Here is a 22,189-nt window from a genome sequence, read left to right on the forward strand (position 1 = left end):
GTTCTTTTTTTATTTATAGAATTTAGAAATTTCTTAATGTTATAATTGTAGTTGGTGATGAGAATGAACTTTGAAGAAAAAGAGATGCGTCGTTTAGAAGCATTAAAAGAAATTGCTGAATTATTAAATGAAGCAACAAACTTACAGCATATGTTGGAAAAAGTGTTGCATACATTGTTACAAGTAATGAATTTACAAACAGGGTGGATATTCTTTATTGATGAAAGTGGAAAGCACAGCATGCTTGTAGACGAAAATTTACCAGAGGCTCTTACGTGGCAAAAGAAGAAGCCGATGTGTGAAGGAAACTGTTGGTGTGTAGAACGTTTTGTGAATGGGAGATTGGAAAAAGCGACTAATATTATTGAATGTAAGCGAATAGAAGATGCAATTGAATGTAATTGGGGAGAGACAGAAGATGTTACACATCATGCGACAATTCCGCTTAGGTCTGGATCAGAAAAATTTGGTCTACTAAATGTGGCTGCACCTCATAAGACTCATTTTTCTGAGGAAGAGTTAGCGTTATTAGAATCAATTGCATTTCAAATTGGAACGACAATACAACGTATTCAATTAGTTGAGAAAGAACGTAAATATGTAGTGGTAGCGGAAAGAAATCGACTTGCACGTGATTTACATGATTCAGTAAAACAATTGTTATTTTCTATTATGCTAACAGCGAAAGGTACTCTGAATATGACGCAAGATAGAGAATTGCAAGAGATGTTAAGTTATATTGGGGAATTATCACAAGAAGCATTACAAGAGATGACGCTATTAATTTGGCAATTAAGACCTGAAGGATTAGAGAAAGGATTAGCAGAAGCAATTCAAAATTACGGGAAGTTATTAGGAGTTCAAGTGGAAGTTCGAATTGATGGGATGGTTTCAATTGGGGATGAAATAGAAGAAGTTTTATGGCGTATTAGCCAAGAGGCGCTACATAATTGTAAAAAGCATGCTTCGTGTGAAAAGGTACATATTCTTTTGAAAATAGAAAATAACCAGTTACATTTTTATATAGAAGACAATGGAATAGGATTTATACAAGAACAAGTAAGGGAATCAGCACTTGGCCTGAAAAGTATGAAGGAACGTATTCAGTTAATGAAGGGATCGTTTCAAATTATAACAGAGCTGAAAAAGGGTACAAAAATAGAAATTCAATTGCCGATTTGAAGGGGAGAATAAGGTTGAAGATTAAACTGCTACTAGTTGAGGATCATCATATCGTTCGAAGAGGACTTGTATTCTTTTTGAAAACGAGAGAAGAATTTGAAATTATTGGGGAAGCGGAAAATGGCGAAGAGGCATTACATTTCATGCAAAAAGAAAGACCAGATGTCGTACTAATGGATGTATCGATGCCGAAAATGGATGGAATTGAGGCAACAAAACGTCTAAAGCAATATGATGAGACAATAAAGGTACTTATATTAAGTAGTTTTTCAGAGCAAGATTATGTTATACCAGCACTTGAAGCTGGAGCAGATGGTTATCAATTAAAAGAAGTACAACCTGAGCAACTTGTCGCTTCTATTATTGCAGTACATCAAGGAAATGCGAATTTTCACCCGAAAGTAACACCTGCATTAATGGGGCGTTCTGCAGTAAAGAAGGAAGTAGAAAATCCTTTTTCAATGTTAACGAAAAGAGAGCAAGAGGTACTTCGCGAAATTGCGAAAGGAAGAAGCAACAAGGAGATTGCAGCAGAACTTCATATTACAGAACAAACTGTGAAAACACACGTTTCAAACGTTTTAGCTAAATTGGAAGTGGATGATCGTACGCAAGCCGCATTATACGCAGTGAAACATGGAGAGAATTATTCATAAGCATGAATAATTCTGTTATATCGTATGACAGAATACATAGGAGCAATTAAAATTTATAGTAATCCCTAATATAGGTTTTTCTTCTTTCGATAATTAGGTACAATAAAGTGAAACTCTAATCAGTGGGGGACCATCCCCACTGATGATTAGTTTAACTAATCGGTTTTTACAGGATAAAGCTACGATGGAAGGGGAGGATATGCTATGCCTGGTACAAGAAGTGGGATTGGAAAGATTCAGGCTTCGTTAAATGGTTTATCACCGAAATTGCGAAGTATTGCCGAACATATTTTGAAACATCCACAAGATGTTGTACATAAATCTATTACAGAATTAGCTGAAGTTACGAATAGTTCCGAAGCTACGATATTCCGCTTATGTAAAAACCTTGGTTTGCAAGGTTTTCAAGATTTAAAGATTACATTAGCTCGTGAAATTGTACATACACCGATGCAAAATATTCATGAAGAGGTATCAGCAGAAGATAGTATGGTAACTGTTGCTAAAAAAGTTTTTCATTCGCATATTACAGGACTGCAAGATACTTTACATTTGCTTAATGAAACGGCACTTGAGCAGGCTGTACGAGCCTTACAAGAAGCAAGTCGAATTGAGTTTTATGGAAATGGTGGCTCTGGTATTATTGCAATGGATGCGTATCATAAGTTTATGAGAACGGGCATTTCTTGTATCGCTCATACTGATTCGCATTTTCAAATTATGGGAGCAGGTTTACTCTCAGAAAATTCAGTTGTTATTGGTATTTCTCATTCTGGTAGCAATAAAGGATTACTTGAAGCGTTAGAAGTAGCGAAAGCAAGAGGAGCCAAAATTATTGCGATTACGAGCTATAAGAAATCAGCATTAAGTCAACTTGCTGATATAACGTTATATACATCAACACGTGAGACTGAATTCCGCACAGAAGCAAGTTCATCACGATTAGCACAGTTAAGCTTATTAGATACTTTGTATGTAGGGTTGTCGTTGCAGCGACAAGAGGAAACTCTAAAAAATTTACAAAGTATACGTGAAACGATTTCGATGAAGCGAATATAAAAAAAGCTCTTCAAATGAAGAGCTTTCAGACTGTAGACAAACTATTTTTGGAGAGTTCAAATGCTAAAAATAGTTTGTTTCTTATTTTAGGGATAATTTATCCAATGGAATTTATATGTAGTGCTTTCTATACTATAATTTACTATAAGTGAGGAAGATGTCTTATGAAAATATCTGTTTATGTTGCAAGTGCATTTAGCAAGGAGCATAAAGGCGGAAATAAAGCAGGAGTGGTATTTATTGAGAATACAAATACATTGACCACTACTCAAAAAATCGAAATAGCCAAACAACTGGGTTATGCGGAAACCGCATTTATATCAGAATCTGAAATTGCTGATTATAAATTTGAGTATTTTACTCCAAAAGAAGAAGTTGATTTATGTGGTCATGCCACAATTGGCTCTTTCGCGATACTGATGCATTTAAATAAACTTTTCAGGAATCGCTATACGATTGAAACGAACAGCGGTGTTCTTACTATCACTATAAAAGATGACATCATATTCATGGAACAAAATAAACCGAGATTCTATGATGTTGTATCTCCAAACGAGTTCACCGACTGTTTTGATAGTAAAGATATAGACAATAAATACCCAATTCAAATTGTCTCCACTGGCTTAAAAGATATTTTAATTCCTATAAAAAGCGAAATACAATTACATGCACTGCAACCTAATTTTGAAAAAATTAAAGAAATCAGCAAGTATTATAATGTTGTCGGGATGCATTTATATACTTTTAATGACAATCGAATTATATGCAGAAATTTTGCTCCACTATACGACATTAATGAAGAAGCAGCGACTGGAACTTCAAACGGTGCATTAGCTTGCTATCTTTATGAACAGCACTATTTGCAAAAAGAAGTCTATGTATTTGAACAAGGTTATTCTTTACACTCGCCTTCCGAAATATTAGTTAAATTAGCAACCAATACCAAGAATAAAATAGAAAAAGTTTATGTTGGTGGCAAAGGCTATTACTGTGAAACTAAGTGTTTAAATATAGAAAATATTGAGTGAAGAGCTTTTTTATCGATGAGAAGTTTGTTACTTTATTTTCTTTTAGAAATGTATGACTTACTTATAGTCAGTGATAAACTCTCATTTTTAAAAATTTAAAATAAAGACCGATTTATGTAATAATTCAAATATTGTTCATAATTTCACAAATTGTTTATGAAGTGTCATGTTATGATGAAGATGTAATGATGATTGAACACTTAAATTTGGTACAATAACTAGCCAAAGTAGTGAAGAAAGTAGTTGTGAGATAAACTCATTAAAATGCTAAAACACTAAAGGGGAGATCACATATGAAAGCAGTAGTGGTTAATAAAAACAGCAAAGCAAACATCGAAGTGATTGAAAAAGAATTACGTCCGTTACACTCAGGTGAAGCGTTAGTAGATGTAGAGTATTGTGGAGTTTGCCACACTGATTTACACGTTGCGAATCATGATTTTGGTAACACTGATGGCCGTATTCTTGGTCATGAGGGTGTAGGTATTGTTACGAAAATAGCTGATGATGTTACTTCACTAAAGATAGGTGACCGTGTAAGTATTGCATGGATGTTCCAATCTTGTGGACGTTGTGAATATTGCGTAACTGGTAGAGAAACATTTTGCCGTGAAGTTAAAAACGCTGGTTATTCAGTGGATGGTGGTATGGCTGAACAATGTATCGTTACAGCTGATTATGCGGTAAAAGTACCAGAAGGATTAGATCCTGCTCAAGCATCATCAATTACTTGTGCTGGTGTAACTACATATAAAGCTATTAAAGTATCAGATATTAAACCTAGTCAACCTATTGTAATCTATGGCTGCGGTGGATTAGGTAACTTAGCTATCCAATATGCTAAAAATGTATTTGGTGCAAAGGTAATCGCAGTAGACATTAATGACGATAAATTAGCCTTAGCGAAAGAAGTTGGTGCTGATATGACTATCAATCCAATTTCTCAAGGTCCTGCTGATAAAATTGTGCAAGAGAAGTTTGGTGGCGCTTATGCTGCGGTAGTAACAGCAGTCTCTAAAGTAGCCTTTAACTCAGCAGTTGATGCAGTACGTGCTTGCGGTAAAGTAGTTGCAGTAGGGCTACCAGTAGAAACAATGGACTTAAACATCCCACGACTTGTACTGGATGGAATTGAAGTAGTTGGTTCTCTAGTTGGTACTCGTAAAGATTTGGAAGAGGCGTTTATGTTTGGGGCAGAAGGAAAAGTAGTGCCGGTTGTTCAAACTTGTTCGCTAGATAAAGTACAAAATGTATTCGAAGAAATGGAACAAGGTAGAATTCAAGGGCGTATGGTAATTGATTTTAAAAAACATAATTGTGATTGCAAATAATTCACTTTAAATATAAAAAACATGAGTCTAGCAAAGGACATGTAAAAAAGTTAGACAGCATAAGAAGATGATCCCTGTATTTAATAGGGATCATCTTCTTTATTTTCTACTAATATCGATGCCAATTAATACTTCATTAATGAGAAATGATTAAAGGTTTACTTTATTTGCAAACGAAAAGGAATCTTTATGTTTAACAAATTTTTTATGATCTGGAACGTTTTGAATTGCTACAATTTGCGAATCTCTTGCTTTCAGTGCATCTTGAATCCCGATGGTCATAAGCTTAATAAATAGAATCGTAATAAAGAATGAAGCGAGAGTATAAAAAATAATCCACCATGAAAGATTCATTTCATTACGATTTAATCCAATAAGACCTGCCCAATCATTAGATAGAGAAACAGGTTTGAGCACTCCGTCATAGAGTTCACGCATTTGTATGCCGCCAATTACAATGTTAAGCAACGCTAAATGGATAACGAGTATGAGTGTTTGGACGATATGTTCCATAAATAATACAAATAAGCGGTCAAGTAATAAGACTCGTAAGTGTTTTTTTATAATATGAAAACGACTAGCCCCCAGTAATTGTGAACTTAAGATGTAATCTTGTTTCATAAATTCATCAACCTCTGAGGATATGTATAAAGAAAGTGTAGGCAGAGCGACGAAAATAAGTACGAGTACTTGATAAAACGTAAATGAAATATTTGGATCTACCCCATCAGCATTTGATGTGATTATAATATTAACGGGCGTGATGAGTATGAATGCGATAAATAGAGTTGGAATGTAATAAAAAACTTCTGAGCATGACTGGAAAAATCTCTTGAGTTTTGGAGCAAATAAACTTAAGAGGATTCCTATACATGTTCCGCATAAAATTCGAAAGAAGCTAATTGCCATGGCTAATAAAATAGTGAATTTTGCTCCTTCTACAATTTGTAAGAAAACAGACTCTCCAAAACGATCAGATCCAAAAGGTGGAATTAACGATGGCGGAAAGGGGGCCTTTCCAAGTAATTCGTTATTGTCATTGTAAAGTAACTGAGGAGGTTTTGGGATGTTATCTTTAAAGAACCAACTATAAATAAAACTAGCTGAAATAAGTATGAATAGATAAGTAAAGCCGATTAAAAAGCGTTTTGATTTCCAAATAGATTTCATAATGATACTCCTTTCAATTGCTTTTTCCATCTATTCATCATGAATGAGACTATTTGGAAAATAGCATAAAATGGTAAAATAATCATAACAAGTATGATAAATGCAGCTGGAGGTGAAACAAACGCCTTATTAAATAAAAATTGAATAATGCCTTCCATATTAAAAACAAATTCTAAAATGAATAAATTAGAAAGTAAGAAAACAAAAATCGTTTTTAAATGGTGGAAGAAGTGGATAGATATATTTTTGAATAAATGAATGCGTAGTATATAACTTGATGAAAGGCCTTTTCCATATGCAACCTCTACGTAATGTTTTCCTTGCTCTTCTTTTATGTATAACACCATCATCCGAAACATTTGTAATGTAGGTAAGACAGCTAATGATAAAATAGGGAGTAAATAAGCTCGATTTTCATTAAAGGAAATAATAGTGACAGGAGATTCCCCAAATTTCTGAAGTACCCATATGAAAAATATTTGCAAACAGATCATCATCATCATATCAGGGACAGCTTCTAATATGAACACAATTCGGTTTATCCATTTTTTTATATAATCTTTTGCTAAAAAATAAAAAAATGCCATGCTAGATGATAAAAAGAGAGCAAGAAAAAAGGCTAAAAATAATATAGTAAATGAATATAGGTAAGGTTCTAAAACAGTTGGAAATAATGGTGTTTTTTTGAAATGGCCAAACTTCGGGTCTGATCCTATAATCACTAATGATTCAGGGGAAAAAACTTGTTTTAACATAGTAACGGTCTGATTAAAAAAATAAATTGGTTGAAAGGTAAATCCTTGTTGAGTGATAAATAAATAAGGTAAATTTAATAATAGTAAGAGTGATAAAAGAATTGATGAAAGCTTAATTGTGAATTGAGATATTTTATTTAACATTAAATCCCTCCGACATCTTTTTACAACATTATACAATAAATTTCGTGTTATTGTTTTTATTTTTCTGAAAAATAAAAATACTTTTCGGTTTTATAGTATGCAAGATATATTTACAAGATAAAAAAGTGATAGTAGGGGGCCACGCTCTATGTTTATCAAGATAAAAGACTAGTGAACCTAAAACAATAAATATGAGTAGAATGCACAGAATTCTCATTCTGCGGTTAGTTACTTTTCTTGGCTTGATGGTGATGTTACGTGACCGCTAAAAATGAATATTGCTTTTCAACTTTTTCTTCAAGCAAATAAGTAGAACGTATGGAGGATTATGTATGTGTTGTTAATGAGAGGAAAGAGTGTATTGCGTAACGAATATAACGTAATTTTACCGCATGGAAAAGCTAAATTTAGTATATAATTGAAATGGAATGAGGGGATTTATTTTTGGTATGAAAAAAATTTTCTTTTTATAACTTGATAAATGAAAAAATATTTTATATACTAATTCATGTAAACGGTTTACTAAATCGTATTTTGCTAGTAATGAAGGGAAGATTCGCATGGAAACAAGGGGGAGAGTAATCGGGATTGATATCGGTACCACAAGTACAAAAACGGTTGTGTTCACAGAAAAAGGAAAAGTCATTGCATCACATGCAATCGATTACCCAATTATTCAACCGAATGTAGGATGGGCTGAGCAAGATCCTGATGTAATATGTGCCGCTGTATACAAAAGTGTAAGCGTTGCCATCGAAAAAGGTAATGTATTACCAGAAGATATTTCTTCAATCGGTATTAGTACAGCTATGCACGCATTAATTGCAGTAGATGAAAATGGTACGCCATTAACGCGTTCTATCATTTGGGCAGATAATCGAAGTACGAAGCAATCAGAAAAATTATTACAACAAATGAATGGGCATGAAATTTATAGACGTACAGGTACACCGATTCATCCGATGTCACCACTTTCTAAATTGTTATGGATGAAAGAAGAGGAACCAGAGTTATATACAAGTGCCTATAAATTCATTTCCATTAAAGAGTATGTGATTTACCAATTATTTTCACGCTACGTAGTTGATTATTCGATTGCTTCTGCTACAGGGTTATTTAATTTAGAAACATTAAACTGGGATGAAGATGTTTTAACTATGTTACATGTGTCATCAGAAAAATTATCAACCCCTGTACCAACTACATATATTTTATCAGGTATGAAGCCAGAGTTAGCACAGAAGATGGGGATAAGTGCAGAAACACCAATTGTCATCGGAGCAAGTGATGGGGTTCTTGCAAATGTAGGAGTTGGTGCGATATCACCGGGTGCGGCTGCAATTACGATTGGAACGAGTGGTGCGGTTCGAACAATCTCATCAAATATAAATACAGATGAGAAAGGGAGAACGTTTTGTTACGCATTAACAGATGAGCACTGGGTAATCGGTGGTCCAACGAATAACGGCGGAATATTACTGAGATGGTTACGTGATGAATTTGGTAGTCCAGAGCAAGAAGTAGCAAGAAAGCTCGGCATTGATCCTTATGATTTATTAATTAAATATGCAGAAAGCGTACCAGCTGGAGCGGATGGGCTATTGTTCTTACCTTTCTTATCTGGAGAACGCGCACCTTACTGGAATGCAAATGCTCGTGGTACATTCTTTGGAATCAATCTTCAACATAAGCGAGAACATTTTATACGTGCAGTGATGGAAGGTGTTTGTATGAGTGTATATTCAGTAGCACTCGCAATCAGGGATTGTACAGGGCCACTTACTGAAATACGAGTTTCAGGAGGGTTTGCAAAATCTGCATTTTGGAGACAAATGTTGTCCGATATGATGGGAAAAGAATTGCTTGTACCTGAAAGTCATGAAGCATCTGCGCTTGGGGCAGCGGCAGTTGCTTTATATGCTGTAGGAAAAATTGATTCTCTTGAAGAGGTAAAGGATTGGATTGATATTGTCCATCACCATGTACCGAATAAAGAAAATACGGCTATATATTTAGAAATGTTTTATATGTATGAACGACTTTACAATCGCTTGAAAGAAGAATTTGATTGTATAGCTGCTTTCCAACGTAAACAATAGGGGGATTGGGAGAAATGGTAGTTGGGATTGTACTAGCGGCAGTTGTCATACTACTTTTACTTATTACGGTAGTAAAATGGCATCCATTTGTCGCATTAATTTTAACAGCAATTGGTGTAGGATTAGCAATGGGAATGCCTTTAATTGGAACTTCACCAAAAGATCCAGGGATTATTGATTCTATTAAACTAGGGCTTGGTAATACATTAGGGTTTTTAGCAATAGTTTTAGCACTAGGAACGATGCTTGGAAAAATGATGGCCGAATCTGGTGGTGCTGAACGTATCGCTAACACATTAATTAATCGTTTTGGGAAGAAACGAGTTCACTGGGCGATGATGTTCGTTGCATTTTTAGTAGGGATTCCGGTATTTTTCCAAGTTGGATTTGTACTATTAATTCCGTTAGTATTTACAATTGCGTTAGAAACTGGGGTATCACTTATTACAATTGGTATTCCGCTAGTAGCAGGACTATCAGTCGTACACGGACTTGTTCCACCGCATCCAGCGGCAATGGCGGCAGTTGGTATTTTTAAAGCAGATGTAGGGAAGACAATTTTATATGCGTTAATTGTCGGACTTCCAACTGCAATTATTTCAGGTCCACTTTACGGGAAATGGATTGGTGCTCGTATACATAAGGAAGTACCATTAGATATAGCGGAGCAATTTGTTGAAAAAGATAATAAAAAAGAGCTTCCTAGCTTTTGGAATACATTGTTTACAATTTTACTTCCAGTATTTCTTATGCTTGGTGCATCAATAGCAGAAGTTGCATTAAATAAAACGAGTCAACTAGCACAAGTATTACACTTTATTGGAGATCCGATTGTGGCTTTATTAATTGCAACCATTTACTCTTTCTTTAGTCTTGGATATGCAAAAGGTTTCTCAAAAGATAAAGTGTTACAATTTACAAATGATTGCCTTGGACCTATTGCAAACATATTGTTAGTGATTGGTGCAGGCGGCGCATTTAATAAAGTATTATTAGATTCTGGAATTGGAACGACAATTGCAGATATGGCGAAAGAATCACATATTTCACCGATATTATTAGGGTGGGGAATTGCGGCACTAATCCGAATTGCAACTGGATCGGCAACTGTTTCTATGATGACAGCAGCTGGTATTGTTGCGCCGATTGCAGCAAGCACACCAGGTGTAAATGTTGAATTATTAGCACTTGCAACTGGTGCAGGGTCATTAATTTTATCACACGTGAATGATTCAGGATTTTGGATGATTAAAGAGTATTTCGGAATGACTGTGAAAGAAACATTATTAACATGGACTGCAATGGAGACTATATTATCTGTAGTAGCACTTGGGCTAATTTCGATATTAAATATATTTGTATAGAATAGGAGATTGATTAATATGAAACTAGGTTTAATTGGATTAGGAAAAATGGGATTTCCATTAGCTGAACACTTATATGAAGACAAGCATGAAGTAGTTGTATACGATGTAAATAAAGAGCTTGTTGAAAAGGCAGGAAAACTAGGAATTACTGCACGTCATACATTAAAAGAAATGATTGCTGAACTAGAAGCTCCTCGTACAATTTGGGTAATGGTGCCTGCAGGAGAAGTTGTAGAGTCAGTACTAAAAGATGTATATCCATTATTAGATGAAGGTGATATCGTTATTGAAGGCGGAAATTCATTCTATAAAGATACGTTACGCCGTGCTGAAGAAGCAAAAAGCTTCGGATTACATTATGTAGATATCGGTACATCAGGCGGTGTAGAAGGAGCTAGATACGGTGCTTGCTTAATGGTTGGTGGAGAAAAAGAAATTTACGACCAATTAGAACCTTTATTTAAAGATTTAGCAGTAGAAAATGGCTATTCTTATGCTGGCCGTGTTGGTAGTGGTCATTTCTTGAAAATGGTTCATAACGGTATTGAGTACGGCATGATGCAAGCAATCGCTGAAGGATTTGAAGTACTAGATAAGAGTGACTTTGATTTCAATTATGAAGATGTTGCAAAAGTATGGGCTAACGGATCAGTTATCCGTGGTTGGTTAATGGACTTAACTGAAAAAGCATTTGCAGAAGATCCGAAACTAGATGGCATTAAAGGTGTAATGAACTCTTCAGGAGAAGGAAAATGGACTGTTGAAACTGCACTTGAACTTCAAGCTGCAGCACCAGTTATCGCTATGTCATTATTTATGCGCTATCGTTCTCAGGAAGATGATACATTCCATGGAAAAGTAGTTTCAGCATTACGTAATCAGTTCGGTGGACATGAAGTTGTGAAAAAATAAGGATGTTTTTAAAAAGAAACTTGTGTATAAGCGCAAGTTTCTTTTTTATAGTTTAAGAAATTACTAATTTAAAAATACCAATCAATCATCGTTTTTTTGTCACAAATGATAGCTTCAACGTTCATTGAATGAACAATATATTCTATATTTTCTTCTTTAGCTAATAATAAGGTTGTAAAGGAATCGTATATACTCATAAACGCATACTCATTATCTTCGCCAGTAATAATTAACTCATTATTGCTAATGTCCCAAATATCTAATGGAGTAGTATTATTTACCTGTAATAATCCGTTTGTATCAAGAATTGGTTCAGAGAAATATAGATTTTTTGCACCTTTAGAACCGAGGAGTTTAAGTAATTTGTGTAATAAAAATATAGACGTATAATCTTCTGTTGGATAATAAAGATCTTTTTTTAAGTTTGAATGTAGCTTTTCAGCTAAATCCTCTCTTTTATATTCTTCTGAAAGGGCACTAATGGAAGTCAACATGGCCATTGCTAGGTCTGCGTATGAATGTAATCCACTACAAGACATCATTTCCTTCCAAGAAACGGATTTCCCATTATAAATGATTTCTTCAGCGCTAGGATAGATGTGCTCATATGGTCTTTTTCTCACAGACTTTTCCCATCCTAAAGGCATTTGGATAAAAGGATGTAGCAATATAGCTGCAGATTTAAAGTTTCTTGGTAGTTGTTCTAAAATTGGTGATTTGTCATCTAGCCAAATGTAATCCAACAAAATATAACCTCCTCTTAGACTTTGAAATGTACGGATTCCCGTATTATGTTTTTTGTATTGATTGTATCAAATATAAAGCGAAGCATGAAATATGTCCCAACATAAAAGTAAGAATAAATAAAATGAAGTTTTCATAAATAGTAAAAGGGTGCTTATGTCATCAGTATAGCTAAGAAATGTTGTTACATATGAGAAGAGCGTGTTAATAAAATATGAGGTGGTTAAATGGGAAATGAGCAAGTGAAGTCTGTAAAGGAAGAAAAAAAGTTATGTCTTTGTATGATCGTTAAAAATGAGTCTAGAATTATGGAAAGATGTTTAAATGCAACAAAATCAATTGTAGACTTTGTTTCTATTTGTGATACTGGATCGACGGATAATACGCCTGAAATTATTGAAAATTGGTGTAAGGAAAATGAGATACCTGGGACGGTTCATCATGAGCCGTTTAAAAACTTTGGTTATAACAGAAGCTTAGCTGTTTCGTTAGCGCAAAAAACATATCCAGAAGCAGATTATTTATTAATATTAGATGCGGATATGATTTTAGAGGTTGATCCGAATTTCGATAAAACGAGCTTAACGGAAGATCATTATCTTACATTACAATATGATGTTCATATTAAATATTGGCTTACACGTCTTTTAAAAGCTTCTTTACCATGGAAATCTGTCGGTGTTACTCATGAGTATTGGGATATAGATCGTTCAAAAGTTGGAGCGAATTACAATACGAGGGTAGCTCGGTTAGAGACTCTTGTCGTGAATGATCCCGGAGATGGCGGGAGCAAAGCTGATAAATTTGAAAGAGATGAGAGGTTGTTGTTACAGGGAATAAACGACCCAGAAACAACGCCAGATTTGCATATAAGATATTTATTTTATTTAGCTCAGACTTATTTTCATTTAAGTCAATTTGAGAATTCAATTAAATGGTATAAAAAACGTGTGGAAGCAGGAGGATGGGTTGAAGAGGTATTCTATTCGTTATTGCGAATAGGATTTTGTTATGAGCAGTTAGCAAATCGTTCAGCAAATAAACAAAATGAAGTGACAGATGCTGATGAAAAAGAAACTGTTAAAGGGCAAGAAGAGCAATATTTAGCGTTAGCTGTTTTTTATTTTCAAAAAGCTTGGGAATATAGACCAACCCGGGCTGAACCATTATACCAACTTGCAAGGTTGTATCGATTACGATCTCAAAACAATATTGCTTTGATGTATGCTCTGCAAGGGAAGGAAATTCCTTTTCCAAAGGATGATCTACTATTTGTAGATTATCATGTGTATGATTACTTATTTGACTATGAAATTTCTATTAGTGCTTTCTATATACCTCATAAAAAGCATTTAGGGGCGGTGTCGCAAAAGTATTTGGAATCGATAAAAGAAAAGATTCCATTTCATATAGCAAATATAGTAGAGAATAATGCGAAATTTTATTAAATACATTTTCGATTAAAGGAGTAGTGGAGTAATCATGGAATTAATACGATGGGCGATTGAACTAGGAGAATCGGTGCATGGAAATACGTATGAAGAATTGATGCCACTACTAGACTATTATTATGATCGTGATCATTTAAAAGCGTATTGTATCGCAAATCTTCTTTTAAACATGGATGTATTAGATGAGGACCGGGAAAGAATCGAATTAAGAAGATGCATCGCTGCTTATTATGCTGGATTATATAAAGTAGCAAGAAAACATGCAAATGAGTTGGTACTTAAACATCCGGATGTAGATCTATATAAAAATAATTTAAGATTAATGGAAGTTTATTTGAATAAAGAATATGATTATTGTCTTTTTATATGCCCAAAGACATACGGTAGTTTCATAGATGTTGCGCGAGCTTTAAAGTGGAGGTTGGAGCAGGAGGGAAATACAGTAATTATATCAGAAACAATACTGGAAAATGTAAAGAATACAGTTGTTTTTGGAGCACATACATATGCATATAACCCGAACCTTCTTCCGAAAGATGCAATTGTTTATAATTTAGAACAGCTATACGAAGGAAGTCCATATGCGCACCCCCTTTATTTAATATTATTAAAAGATAGAGTGATTTGGGATTATAGTAAACAAAATATAGAATGGCTTAAACAAAAAGGGGTAGGAAAAGAAATAAAACATGTAGAAATGAACTATGCTCCAACTTTGGAAATAAAAAAAGATGCGTTTGAAGATGAAATTATTGAAGATATTGATATTCTGTTTATAGGTGCTCTTAATCCGAGGCGACAAGCTATTTTTGATCATCTAAAAGCGATTGCCCCGAATTTAAATATAGTTTTTAAAAATAATGCGTGGGGAATTGTTAGAAATGAATTGATTGCTAGAGCTAAAATTATATTAAATATTCATTTTTATTTATCAGGAATTCTTGAAACACCTCGCGTGTCTTATGCAGTCGCAAATAAAAAATTTATTATTTCCGAAAATAGTAATCCAGAAGATGAGGTAGAGTGGCCAGGAATTGTGTTTACTCCGTACGAAAAAATAATTGAAAACGTAATGAAATATATAGAATTACCAGAAGAACGGAAAAGATTAGCGGAAAAAGCATATAATCATTTTGAAGCAAATGAAAGTTTAGGTACATTGAGCATGAGAGATGAAACAAAGTAATTGTACAAAACTCATACGAAAGTATGAGTTCTTTTTTGTTTATCATACTATTTTATGAAACAAGTTAACTCTTTATATTGTGTTTTGTATAGAAATTTCTGATAATATATAAGTAGAACTTGAAAACAAAGGGGAGAAATAATCATGAAACTAGTCGTTATTAACGGTACACCAAGAAAATTTGGTCGAACTCGTGTGGTGGCAAAATATATTGCGGATCAATTTGAAGGGGAATTATATGATTTAGCAATTGAGGAGTTACCTTTATACAATGGAGAAGAGTCACAACGTGATTTAGAGGCAGTAAAAAAATTAAAAACGTTAGTGAAAGCTGCGGATGGGGTTGTATTATGTACACCAGAATATCATAATGCGATGAGCGGTGCGCTGAAAAACTCTTTAGATTACTTAAGTAGTAGTGAATTTATTCATAAACCAGTTGCATTGTTAGCGGTTGCTGGTGGCGGTAAAGGTGGAATAAATGCATTAAACAGCATGCGAACGGTCGCTAGAGGTGTTTATGCAAATGCAATTCCAAAACAAGTTGTGCTTGATGGATTACATGTGCAAGATGGTGAACTTGGAGAAGATGCAAAACCATTAATTCATGATGTAGTTAAAGAATTAAAAGCATATATGAGCGTATATAAAGAGGTGAAAAAACAACTAGGAGTGGAATGATATGTCCTCACTTTATCATGATTCTCGCTTGTATTACATTCTAGGAGCCAATAGTCTATCTGCTATTGGTTCCGGAATTGTTATGATAACGATTCCTTGGCTGTTAATTAAAGAGAGTGGAGGAGAGACAACATTTGGTTATGTTTCTATCATTGCAACCCTCATTATGTTTTTATTAACACCATTCATTGGGCAAAGTATTGATCGTTTTTCAAGAAAATCTTTATTGCTATGTAACGAAGGAATCGGAATAGCCGTAATCGGAATAATGGTTATATGGGGATTTGCTGGGCAACCTTATCATTCTATTCACTATATTCTTATTTATATAGCCGGATCATTCTACTATTTATTGTTTTATCCTACAATATTTGCGTTCAACCAAGAGATATTTCAAGCAGAACATTATAAAAGTTTAAGTGGAACGATGGAAATACAAGGACAGTTAACACAAGTTATTTCTGGAGCGGCTGCGAGCTTCTTAATTGAAATTGTATCTTTGAAGTGGATTTTGTTAGTAGACATGTTAACTTTTGCTGGAGCATTTTTTCTTTTCTTATGTATACCGTACGTAAAGAAAAAAGAAGTGAAAAGAAAAATAACATTTAAGAAGCAATTGTTTGAAGGAATTGACTTTATGAAAAAACGTCCTAAGCTCTTTTGGTTCTTACTGGCCACTTATATGCCGTTTATAGGTGTTATGATGGCAAATTATTTAATACCAGTTTATATTTCGGATATACTTAAAGCCAATGCCTCTGTATACGCAATAGAGGGCACGATGTACGGTGTCGGAGCGGTTGTTGCAGGAATCTGTATTCCACTCATAATGAAATATGTAAAAACAGAAGTTTCAATCGTTATGACGATGTTCATTTATGTAATTTCAATTACCGTAATGATTATTGAACCTTCCGTAATTTTCTTATATGGACTTGCAATTTTTCATGCAGTTGGAAATGCGGGTACAAGAGTGGCGAGAAATGTATTGATGATGGAGGAAATTCCAAACGAAGTAATGGGACGTGTAGACAGCTTATTTCGCCTAATTGGTACTGGAATACGAATTGTATTATTAATGCTGTTTACAGCGGGTGTATCTAAAGCCGGAGTAATGCTTCCGTTTTACGTATTAAGCTGCATATTGATCTTCTCATTAGGAATCGCTATTTATTATGTACTATCACAACGTAAAGTAGCGGCGAATGTTTCTAATAAATCAATCGTTTAAAAAACACTTCTGCCGCCCTTTCTTTTTCTGTATAATAAAAAGAAAGGGAGTGCAAACTTATTTATGAACAAATGGATCTTTCTTATCATTTTATTATTACCGCCACTATACATCATTTATATGACGTTTAGAATGAACAAAGTTGCTCGTGAAAAGTTGAGCTATCACTCTCCGTACGTTCTTATACTGGGTGCAAAGTTATTTGGAGATAGACCGTCTTTATCTCTTCAAAATCGTTTGGATGTAGCGGTGGAGTATTTATTTTCCCATCCTGAAGCGAAAGTAATTGTTTCAGGTGGTCAAGGAGAAGATGAAGATATACCGGAAGCTCACAGCATGAGAAACTATTTAATGGTACACGGTATAGATGAGAGTCGTATTTTAATAGAAGATCAATCTACAAATACGTATGAAAACTTAAAGTTTAGTATGGATTTATATAATGTGAAACATGCAGTAGTTGTAAGTAATACGTATCATTTATATCGAACGAAAATAATTGCAAAGCGTTTAGGCATGAAGATGGAGGCACTAGCTGCTGAAACACCAATTCGTTCTAAGAGAAAAATGTATGTTCGCGAATATGCTGCTATTATGAAAACAATATTGTTCGACCGTTAGAGCTCAAATGTGAGCTCTTTTTTAATTTAAAAGCGTATCATTTGAAATGAATGCCATATTCCATCAAAATAAAGGAAACAACATTAAAGGAGTTGTATTTGTGATTCAATTTAATCATGTGTCAAAATCGTATGAAGATGGCACGAAAGCAGTGGATTCATTGCATTTAGAAATTAAAAAGGGAGAATTTTTTGTTCTCATCGGTCCGAGTGGATGCGGGAAAACAACGACAATGAAGATGATTAATCGTTTAATCGAAACGACTGAAGGATCGATTTTAATCGATGGGAAAGATATTCAACAATATAATATAAACGAATTACGTTGGGATATAGGATACGTGTTGCAACAGATTGCTTTGTTTCCTCATATGACAATTGCTGAAAATATTGCAATTGTTCCTGAAATGAGGCAATGGAGCAAAAAAGAAATTAAAGCACGCGTCGATGAATTGTTACATATGGTTGGATTAGATCCGGATATTTATCGAAATCGTATGCCTGATGAATTGTCAGGAGGACAAAAACAACGTGTCGGTGTCGTGCGAGCATTAGCTGCAAACCCGAAAATCGTTCTTATGGATGAACCATTTAGTGCGTTAGATCCATTAAGTAGGGAACAGCTTCAGAAGGATATTGTACAGTTGCAAAAAAAGATTCAAAAAACAATCGTATTTGTAACACATGATATGCAAGAAGCATTATCACTTGGAGATCGCATTTGTATTATGAAAGAAGGAAAAGTTGTTCAACTAGATACACCAGAAGGAATTATACATAATCCGAAAAATGAATTTGTAGAGGAGTTTATTGGAAATCGCGGACGAACTTGGTATCAGGGGAAAAGTATAGCAGATGTATTGCCGCTTGATCAAAGTGTGCAATTAGAAGGGCAGGCGCTATCATTACATTCTTCTTTACAAGAAGCGTTAGTTCGTGTGCGTGATGAGGAGGTCGTTCCAGTTGAAAAAAACGGTCAATATATTGGAGCGTTAACAAGTCGTCATATTGTCAATTACATTGTTGAACAAATGAAGGAAAGAGGCTAAACAGTGACTAATTTTATACAAACGTTCCAAGAACGAAAAATAGAATTACTAACTGCATTAAGTGAGCATTTACAAATATCGCTTATTTCATTATTTTTTGCAGTAATTATAGCGGTGCCACTTGGCATCTTATTAACAAGAAAAGAACGAATGGCTGAATTTATAATAGGAACTTCTGCAGTAATGCAGACAGTGCCATCACTTGCATTACTCGGACTATTAATTCCATTAGTAGGAATCGGAAAACTTCCAGCGATTATCGCATTAGTTGTGTATGCACTATTACCTATTTTACGAAATACATATACAGGAATAAGGGAATTAGATGAATCTCTAATAGAAGCCGCGAAAGCTATGGGGATGAATAGTTGGAGAAGATTGTGGAAGGTAGAACTTCCTCTTGCATTGCCTATCATTATGGCCGGTATTCGTACAGCGATGGTATTAATTGTTGGAACGGCTACATTAGCAGCTCTCATTGGTGCTGGTGGGCTCGGTAAGCTTATACTATTAGGTATAGATCGAAATGATCATGCACTTATCATTTTAGGGGCCGTACCAGCCGCGTTACTCGCTTTATTCTTTGATATAGTACTTCGCATACTTGAACGACCGAAACGCTCTTCTAAGCGTGTTATATTGACGATATGTATTGTTTGTATAATGATTGCTTCTCCATTTCTTTGGAGTACAGAAAAGAAAGATATTGTTATTGCGGGCAAACTTGGATCAGAACCTGAAATTTTAATTCAAATGTATAAGCAGCTTATTGAACAAGATACAGATTTACACGTACAATTAAAACCAGGTCTTGGAAAAACAGCATTTGTATTTGAAGCGTTGAAATCAGGGGAAGTAGATATATACCCAGAATTTTCAGGAACAGCTTTATCTACTTTCGTGAAAGAAGAACCAAAGAGTACAAATCGTGATGAAGTATATGAGCAGGCTCGCATTGGAATGGAAAAGAAATATAATATGATTATGTTGAAGCCAATGGAGTATAACAATACATATGCACTAGCTATGCCGAAAAAAATAGCAGATCAAAAGAATATAAATACAATTTCTGATTTAGGGAATGTTGCACAGGAAGCCAAAGTAGGATTTACATTGGAATTTGCTGATCGTGAAGATGGTTATAAAGGAATGCAAAAATTATATAACTATAAGTTCTCGAATGTTAAAACGATGGAGCCGAAGCTGCGTTATAGCGCAATTGAATCTGGAGATGTTAACGTAATTGATGCATATTCAACAGATAGTGAATTGGAGCAATACGGACTGAAAGTGCTGAAAGATGATAAAGGGTTATTCCCACCTTATCAAGGAGCACCATTATTAAGAAAAGAAACGTTACAGAAATATCCTGAACTTGAAAAGGTATTAAATAAATTATCTGGAAAGATTACAGATGAAGAAATGCGAAAAATGAATTATGAAGTTAACGTAAATGGTAAAAGTAGTGAAGAAGTCGCAAAACAATTTTTACAAAAAGAGAAGTTACTTCGTTAAATTTACAAGAAATATACAAATTTATATGTTTGAAATGACCGTTCATTACAAAATGAGCGGTTTTTTTGTGCATACTTATACATTTTTTCAAAAAAGTATTCCATTTTTGCTCATTTTCTTTTAGAATAAGTAATGTTTTCCTGAAAAAATATAAGAGAAACGTCTATTAGAGAAAAAGGTGACTTTAATAGTTGAACGAACATAACACCTAGAATGACAGATGGGGTGGTACAAATAGAAAAGAAGTTAGGATTTTTTCCATTAATCGCATTAGTAGTTGGAACAATGGTTGGTGGCGGTGTTTTTAGTTTACCGCATGATTTAGCAGTAGGAGCAAACAGTGGTGCAATAATAATTGGCTGGTGTATTACAGCGATGGGAATGATTCCACTTGCGCTCGTATATCAAACTTTAGCAAGACAAAAACCGGAACTTGAAGGTGGAATTTATAGTTATGCACGTGCTGGTTTCGGTGAATATATTGGATTTAATAGTGCTTGGGGATATTGGCTAGCAGGAATCTTAGGTAATGTCGCAACAATTATGTTACTGTTTAGTACATTAGGTTATTTCTTTCCAATTTTCAAAGGAGGAAATAATGTTGCGTCTATCGTTGGGGCATCACTTTTATTATGGACACTTCATTTTTTAATTTTATTTGGAATCCGTGAAGCTTCTATTATGAATGTGATCGCAACAATAGGGAAGTTAGTTCCAATCGTTTTATTTATTGTTGTAATGGTAACAGCCTTTCGCTGGGACACATTTACACATGATTTTTGGGGAGAAGGAACGATCTCACTTTCCGCTATACTTGGTCAAGTGAAAAATACAATGCTTGTAACACTTTGGGTTTTCATTGGAGTTGAAGGAGCGGTTGTATTATCTGGAAGAGCGAAGAATAGTCGAGATGTTGGTAAGGCAACAGTATTGGGACTTATTTTAGTAATGTCCATTTATATTTTAATTTCTGTCCTGTCAATGGGAGCTATGACAAGAGGCGAACTTTCTGTGTTAGAAACTCCGTCCATGGGACATGTATTAGAGCACGTTGTTGGTCCATGGGGTGCAGTTGCGATTAACATCGGATTAGTTGCTTCACTTGTCGGTACATTAATTGGCTGGTTTTTACTTGTTTCTGAAATTTCTCATGTAGCAGGAAAAGATGGCGTATTTCCGAAAGTCTTTACGAAAACAAATAAGAAGCAAACACCGCACATGGCATTATGGATTTCAAATGGTGTTGCCCAAATTATATTTATCATCGTTTTGTTTTCGGAATCAACATATCAAATTATGTATTTCATTGCATCAACATCAATTTTATTACCATATTTATTATCAGCGTTATTCCAATTTAAATTAGTCATTACAAACGAACTAAAAGACGCTAAATTAAAAAACGGAGCGTTAGCTTTAATTGCTTCTATTTACTCTGTATGGCTTCTTTATGCAGCTGGTTTAAAGAATTTACTACTCGTTTCAATTGTGTATGGAATTGGAATTATTGTTTACACGTTTGCAAGAAAAGAACAAGGGAACCGTTGCTTTGTAGGTGCAGAGAAGTATGTGATGTGGGCAATTATTGTTGCGGCTATCACATCAATATATATGTTATTAACTGGAAATATAAAAATGTAAAAAGTCCTTTTGATTTAAAGGGCTTTTTTCTTTGTTTAGAGAATATTTACTACATAAGATATTCAGGAGGGATGAGAATGGAAGAAAAAGAACAGTTGTCTAGAATAATTGATTTAGCTAGTGAGTTAAGGAAAGTATTAGTGCAAGAATCTTTTTTTAATCATCATCCTGAACTAAGAGGAGTCATTGAAAATTTAGCAAGTTCTGTTGAAAATTTGGCGGAATTACAAATAAGTAAAGATGAAAACGCTGAAGATCGATTACGTTACGTACTTGCGAAAATGAAAATTGCTCATAATGCAATTTTACAAGAGAAAAAAGCATTTCCTTCTCATTAATATAAGTTTTTATTTTGAACCTGGCGGATA

20 protein-coding genes are annotated in these 22,189 nt (G+C 34.5%); 17 read left to right on the plus strand and 3 right to left on the minus strand.

Annotated elements, in window-relative coordinates:
• Positions 1–63: 63 nt before the first annotated feature.
• The 5 genes from casK (at position 64) to adhP (ending at position 5,256) form a co-directional block, all read left to right on the plus strand.
• Positions 64–1,182, plus strand: coding sequence for a two-component system sensor histidine kinase CasK (gene casK, locus GD442_RS10595; RefSeq protein WP_001008471.1), 1,119 nt, complete (start codon positions 64–66; stop codon positions 1,180–1,182).
• A gap of 14 nt (positions 1,183–1,196) precedes the next feature.
• Complete coding sequence (gene casR, locus GD442_RS10600) at positions 1,197–1,838, plus strand: two-component system response regulator CasR (RefSeq protein ID WP_000694623.1); 642 nt, start codon at positions 1,197–1,199, stop codon at positions 1,836–1,838.
• Between the two features lie 204 nt (positions 1,839–2,042).
• Entirely contained in the window at positions 2,043–2,897 is an 855-nt protein-coding gene (locus GD442_RS10605) for a MurR/RpiR family transcriptional regulator (protein ID WP_001119646.1), read from the plus strand.
• Between the two features lie 164 nt (positions 2,898–3,061).
• Positions 3,062–3,925: a PhzF family phenazine biosynthesis protein gene (locus tag GD442_RS10610; RefSeq protein ID WP_000704349.1), complete on the plus strand. Its 864-nt coding sequence runs from the start codon at positions 3,062–3,064 to the stop codon at positions 3,923–3,925.
• A 293-nt stretch (positions 3,926–4,218) separates the two neighbouring features.
• Entirely contained in the window at positions 4,219–5,256 is a 1,038-nt protein-coding gene (adhP, locus tag GD442_RS10615) for an alcohol dehydrogenase AdhP (RefSeq protein ID WP_000649120.1), read from the plus strand.
• Between the two features lie 150 nt (positions 5,257–5,406).
• On the opposite strand, the gene GD442_RS10620 is transcribed toward adhP, so the two are convergent.
• Both GD442_RS10620 and GD442_RS10625 read right to left on the minus strand, forming a co-directional pair.
• Positions 5,407–6,426 carry an ABC transporter permease gene (locus GD442_RS10620; RefSeq protein WP_000836565.1) on the minus strand — a complete coding sequence of 340 codons (1,020 nt, stop codon included), beginning with the start codon at positions 6,424–6,426 and terminating at the stop codon, positions 5,407–5,409.
• The gene (locus tag GD442_RS10625) at positions 6,423–7,325 is read right to left on the minus strand and encodes an ABC transporter permease subunit (RefSeq protein WP_000932685.1); all 903 of its coding nucleotides are present in this window, start codon (positions 7,323–7,325) and stop codon (positions 6,423–6,425) included. Before GD442_RS10625 ends, GD442_RS10620 begins: the two co-directional genes overlap by 4 nt.
• Before the next feature lie 560 nt (positions 7,326–7,885).
• Here GD442_RS10625 and gntK point away from each other — a divergent pair.
• The 3 genes from gntK to gnd are packed head-to-tail and all read left to right on the plus strand — an operon-like array spanning position 7,886 to position 11,703.
• Positions 7,886–9,424 (plus strand): gluconokinase, encoded by a 1,539-nt coding sequence (gene gntK, locus GD442_RS10630; protein ID WP_000450008.1) that lies wholly within the window; start codon positions 7,886–7,888, stop codon positions 9,422–9,424.
• A gap of 14 nt (positions 9,425–9,438) precedes the next feature.
• Complete coding sequence (locus GD442_RS10635) at positions 9,439–10,788, plus strand: GntP family permease (protein ID WP_000260208.1); 1,350 nt, start codon at positions 9,439–9,441, stop codon at positions 10,786–10,788.
• Between the two features lie 18 nt (positions 10,789–10,806).
• Entirely contained in the window at positions 10,807–11,703 is an 897-nt protein-coding gene (gnd, locus tag GD442_RS10640; RefSeq protein WP_000765995.1) for a phosphogluconate dehydrogenase (NAD(+)-dependent, decarboxylating), read from the plus strand.
• Positions 11,704–11,771: 68 nt separating this feature from the next.
• Here the strand turns inward: gnd and GD442_RS10645 are convergent, their stop codons facing one another.
• Positions 11,772–12,449: a DUF2711 domain-containing protein gene (locus tag GD442_RS10645; protein WP_000888154.1), complete on the minus strand. Its 678-nt coding sequence runs from the start codon at positions 12,447–12,449 to the stop codon at positions 11,772–11,774.
• 225 nt (positions 12,450–12,674) lie between these two features.
• Between GD442_RS10645 and GD442_RS10650 the strand changes: the two genes are divergently transcribed.
• The 9 genes from GD442_RS10650 to GD442_RS10690 all read left to right on the plus strand — a co-directional run bounded on the left by GD442_RS10650 (position 12,675) and on the right by GD442_RS10690 (position 22,159).
• Positions 12,675–13,895 (plus strand): glycosyltransferase, encoded by a 1,221-nt coding sequence (locus GD442_RS10650; RefSeq protein ID WP_000526219.1) that lies wholly within the window; start codon positions 12,675–12,677, stop codon positions 13,893–13,895.
• A 34-nt stretch (positions 13,896–13,929) separates the two neighbouring features.
• Positions 13,930–15,084, plus strand: a complete 1,155-nt coding sequence (locus GD442_RS10655; RefSeq protein ID WP_000420431.1) for a CgeB family protein — start codon at positions 13,930–13,932, stop codon at positions 15,082–15,084.
• Between the two features lie 144 nt (positions 15,085–15,228).
• Positions 15,229–15,765, plus strand: a complete 537-nt coding sequence (locus tag GD442_RS10660; protein WP_000780355.1) for an NADPH-dependent FMN reductase — start codon at positions 15,229–15,231, stop codon at positions 15,763–15,765.
• A gap of 1 nt (position 15,766) precedes the next feature.
• Positions 15,767–16,996 (plus strand): MFS transporter, encoded by a 1,230-nt coding sequence (locus GD442_RS10665; protein ID WP_000097157.1) that lies wholly within the window; start codon positions 15,767–15,769, stop codon positions 16,994–16,996.
• A 63-nt stretch (positions 16,997–17,059) separates the two neighbouring features.
• Positions 17,060–17,617: a YdcF family protein gene (locus GD442_RS10670; RefSeq protein WP_001045715.1), complete on the plus strand. Its 558-nt coding sequence runs from the start codon at positions 17,060–17,062 to the stop codon at positions 17,615–17,617.
• Positions 17,618–17,717: 100 nt separating this feature from the next.
• Positions 17,718–18,665: an ABC transporter ATP-binding protein gene (locus GD442_RS10675; protein WP_000614069.1), complete on the plus strand. Its 948-nt coding sequence runs from the start codon at positions 17,718–17,720 to the stop codon at positions 18,663–18,665.
• Positions 18,666–18,668: 3 nt separating this feature from the next.
• The gene (locus GD442_RS10680) at positions 18,669–20,180 is read left to right on the plus strand and encodes an ABC transporter permease/substrate-binding protein (protein ID WP_000181014.1); all 1,512 of its coding nucleotides are present in this window, start codon (positions 18,669–18,671) and stop codon (positions 20,178–20,180) included.
• A 213-nt stretch (positions 20,181–20,393) separates the two neighbouring features.
• Entirely contained in the window at positions 20,394–21,821 is a 1,428-nt protein-coding gene (locus GD442_RS10685; RefSeq protein WP_000129444.1) for a basic amino acid/polyamine antiporter, read from the plus strand.
• A 77-nt stretch (positions 21,822–21,898) separates the two neighbouring features.
• Positions 21,899–22,159: a hypothetical protein gene (locus GD442_RS10690; RefSeq protein ID WP_000391445.1), complete on the plus strand. Its 261-nt coding sequence runs from the start codon at positions 21,899–21,901 to the stop codon at positions 22,157–22,159.
• The last annotated feature ends 30 nt before the right edge of the window (positions 22,160–22,189 follow it).

It is taken from the genome of Bacillus sp. A260 (genome assembly GCF_009861435.1).
Classification (GTDB): Bacteria; Bacillota; Bacilli; order Bacillales; family Bacillaceae_G; genus Bacillus_A; species Bacillus_A cereus.

Bases quoted from the DNA above. Each gene is read 5' to 3' on its own strand.
- GD442_RS10610 (WP_000704349.1), top strand. From the start codon at position 3,062: ATGAAAATATCTGTTTATGTTGCAAGTGCATTTAGCAAGGAGCATAAA.
- GD442_RS10635 (WP_000260208.1), top strand. From the start codon at position 9,439: ATGGTAGTTGGGATTGTACTAGCGGCAGTTGTCATACTACTTTTACTT.
- casK (WP_001008471.1), top strand. From the start codon at position 64: ATGAACTTTGAAGAAAAAGAGATGCGTCGTTTAGAAGCATTAAAAGAA.
- gntK (WP_000450008.1), top strand. From the start codon at position 7,886: ATGGAAACAAGGGGGAGAGTAATCGGGATTGATATCGGTACCACAAGT.
- GD442_RS10650 (WP_000526219.1), top strand. From the start codon at position 12,675: ATGGGAAATGAGCAAGTGAAGTCTGTAAAGGAAGAAAAAAAGTTATGT.
- GD442_RS10685 (WP_000129444.1), top strand. From the start codon at position 20,394: ATGACAGATGGGGTGGTACAAATAGAAAAGAAGTTAGGATTTTTTCCA.
- GD442_RS10620 (WP_000836565.1), bottom strand. From the start codon at position 6,426: ATGAAATCTATTTGGAAATCAAAACGCTTTTTAATCGGCTTTACTTAT.
- gnd (WP_000765995.1), top strand. From the start codon at position 10,807: ATGAAACTAGGTTTAATTGGATTAGGAAAAATGGGATTTCCATTAGCT.
- GD442_RS10665 (WP_000097157.1), top strand. From the start codon at position 15,767: ATGTCCTCACTTTATCATGATTCTCGCTTGTATTACATTCTAGGAGCC.
- GD442_RS10625 (WP_000932685.1), bottom strand. From the start codon at position 7,325: ATGTTAAATAAAATATCTCAATTCACAATTAAGCTTTCATCAATTCTT.
- GD442_RS10660 (WP_000780355.1), top strand. From the start codon at position 15,229: ATGAAACTAGTCGTTATTAACGGTACACCAAGAAAATTTGGTCGAACT.
- adhP (WP_000649120.1), top strand. From the start codon at position 4,219: ATGAAAGCAGTAGTGGTTAATAAAAACAGCAAAGCAAACATCGAAGTG.
- GD442_RS10690 (WP_000391445.1), top strand. From the start codon at position 21,899: ATGGAAGAAAAAGAACAGTTGTCTAGAATAATTGATTTAGCTAGTGAG.
- GD442_RS10655 (WP_000420431.1), top strand. From the start codon at position 13,930: ATGGAATTAATACGATGGGCGATTGAACTAGGAGAATCGGTGCATGGA.
- GD442_RS10605 (WP_001119646.1), top strand. From the start codon at position 2,043: ATGCCTGGTACAAGAAGTGGGATTGGAAAGATTCAGGCTTCGTTAAAT.
- GD442_RS10670 (WP_001045715.1), top strand. From the start codon at position 17,060: ATGAACAAATGGATCTTTCTTATCATTTTATTATTACCGCCACTATAC.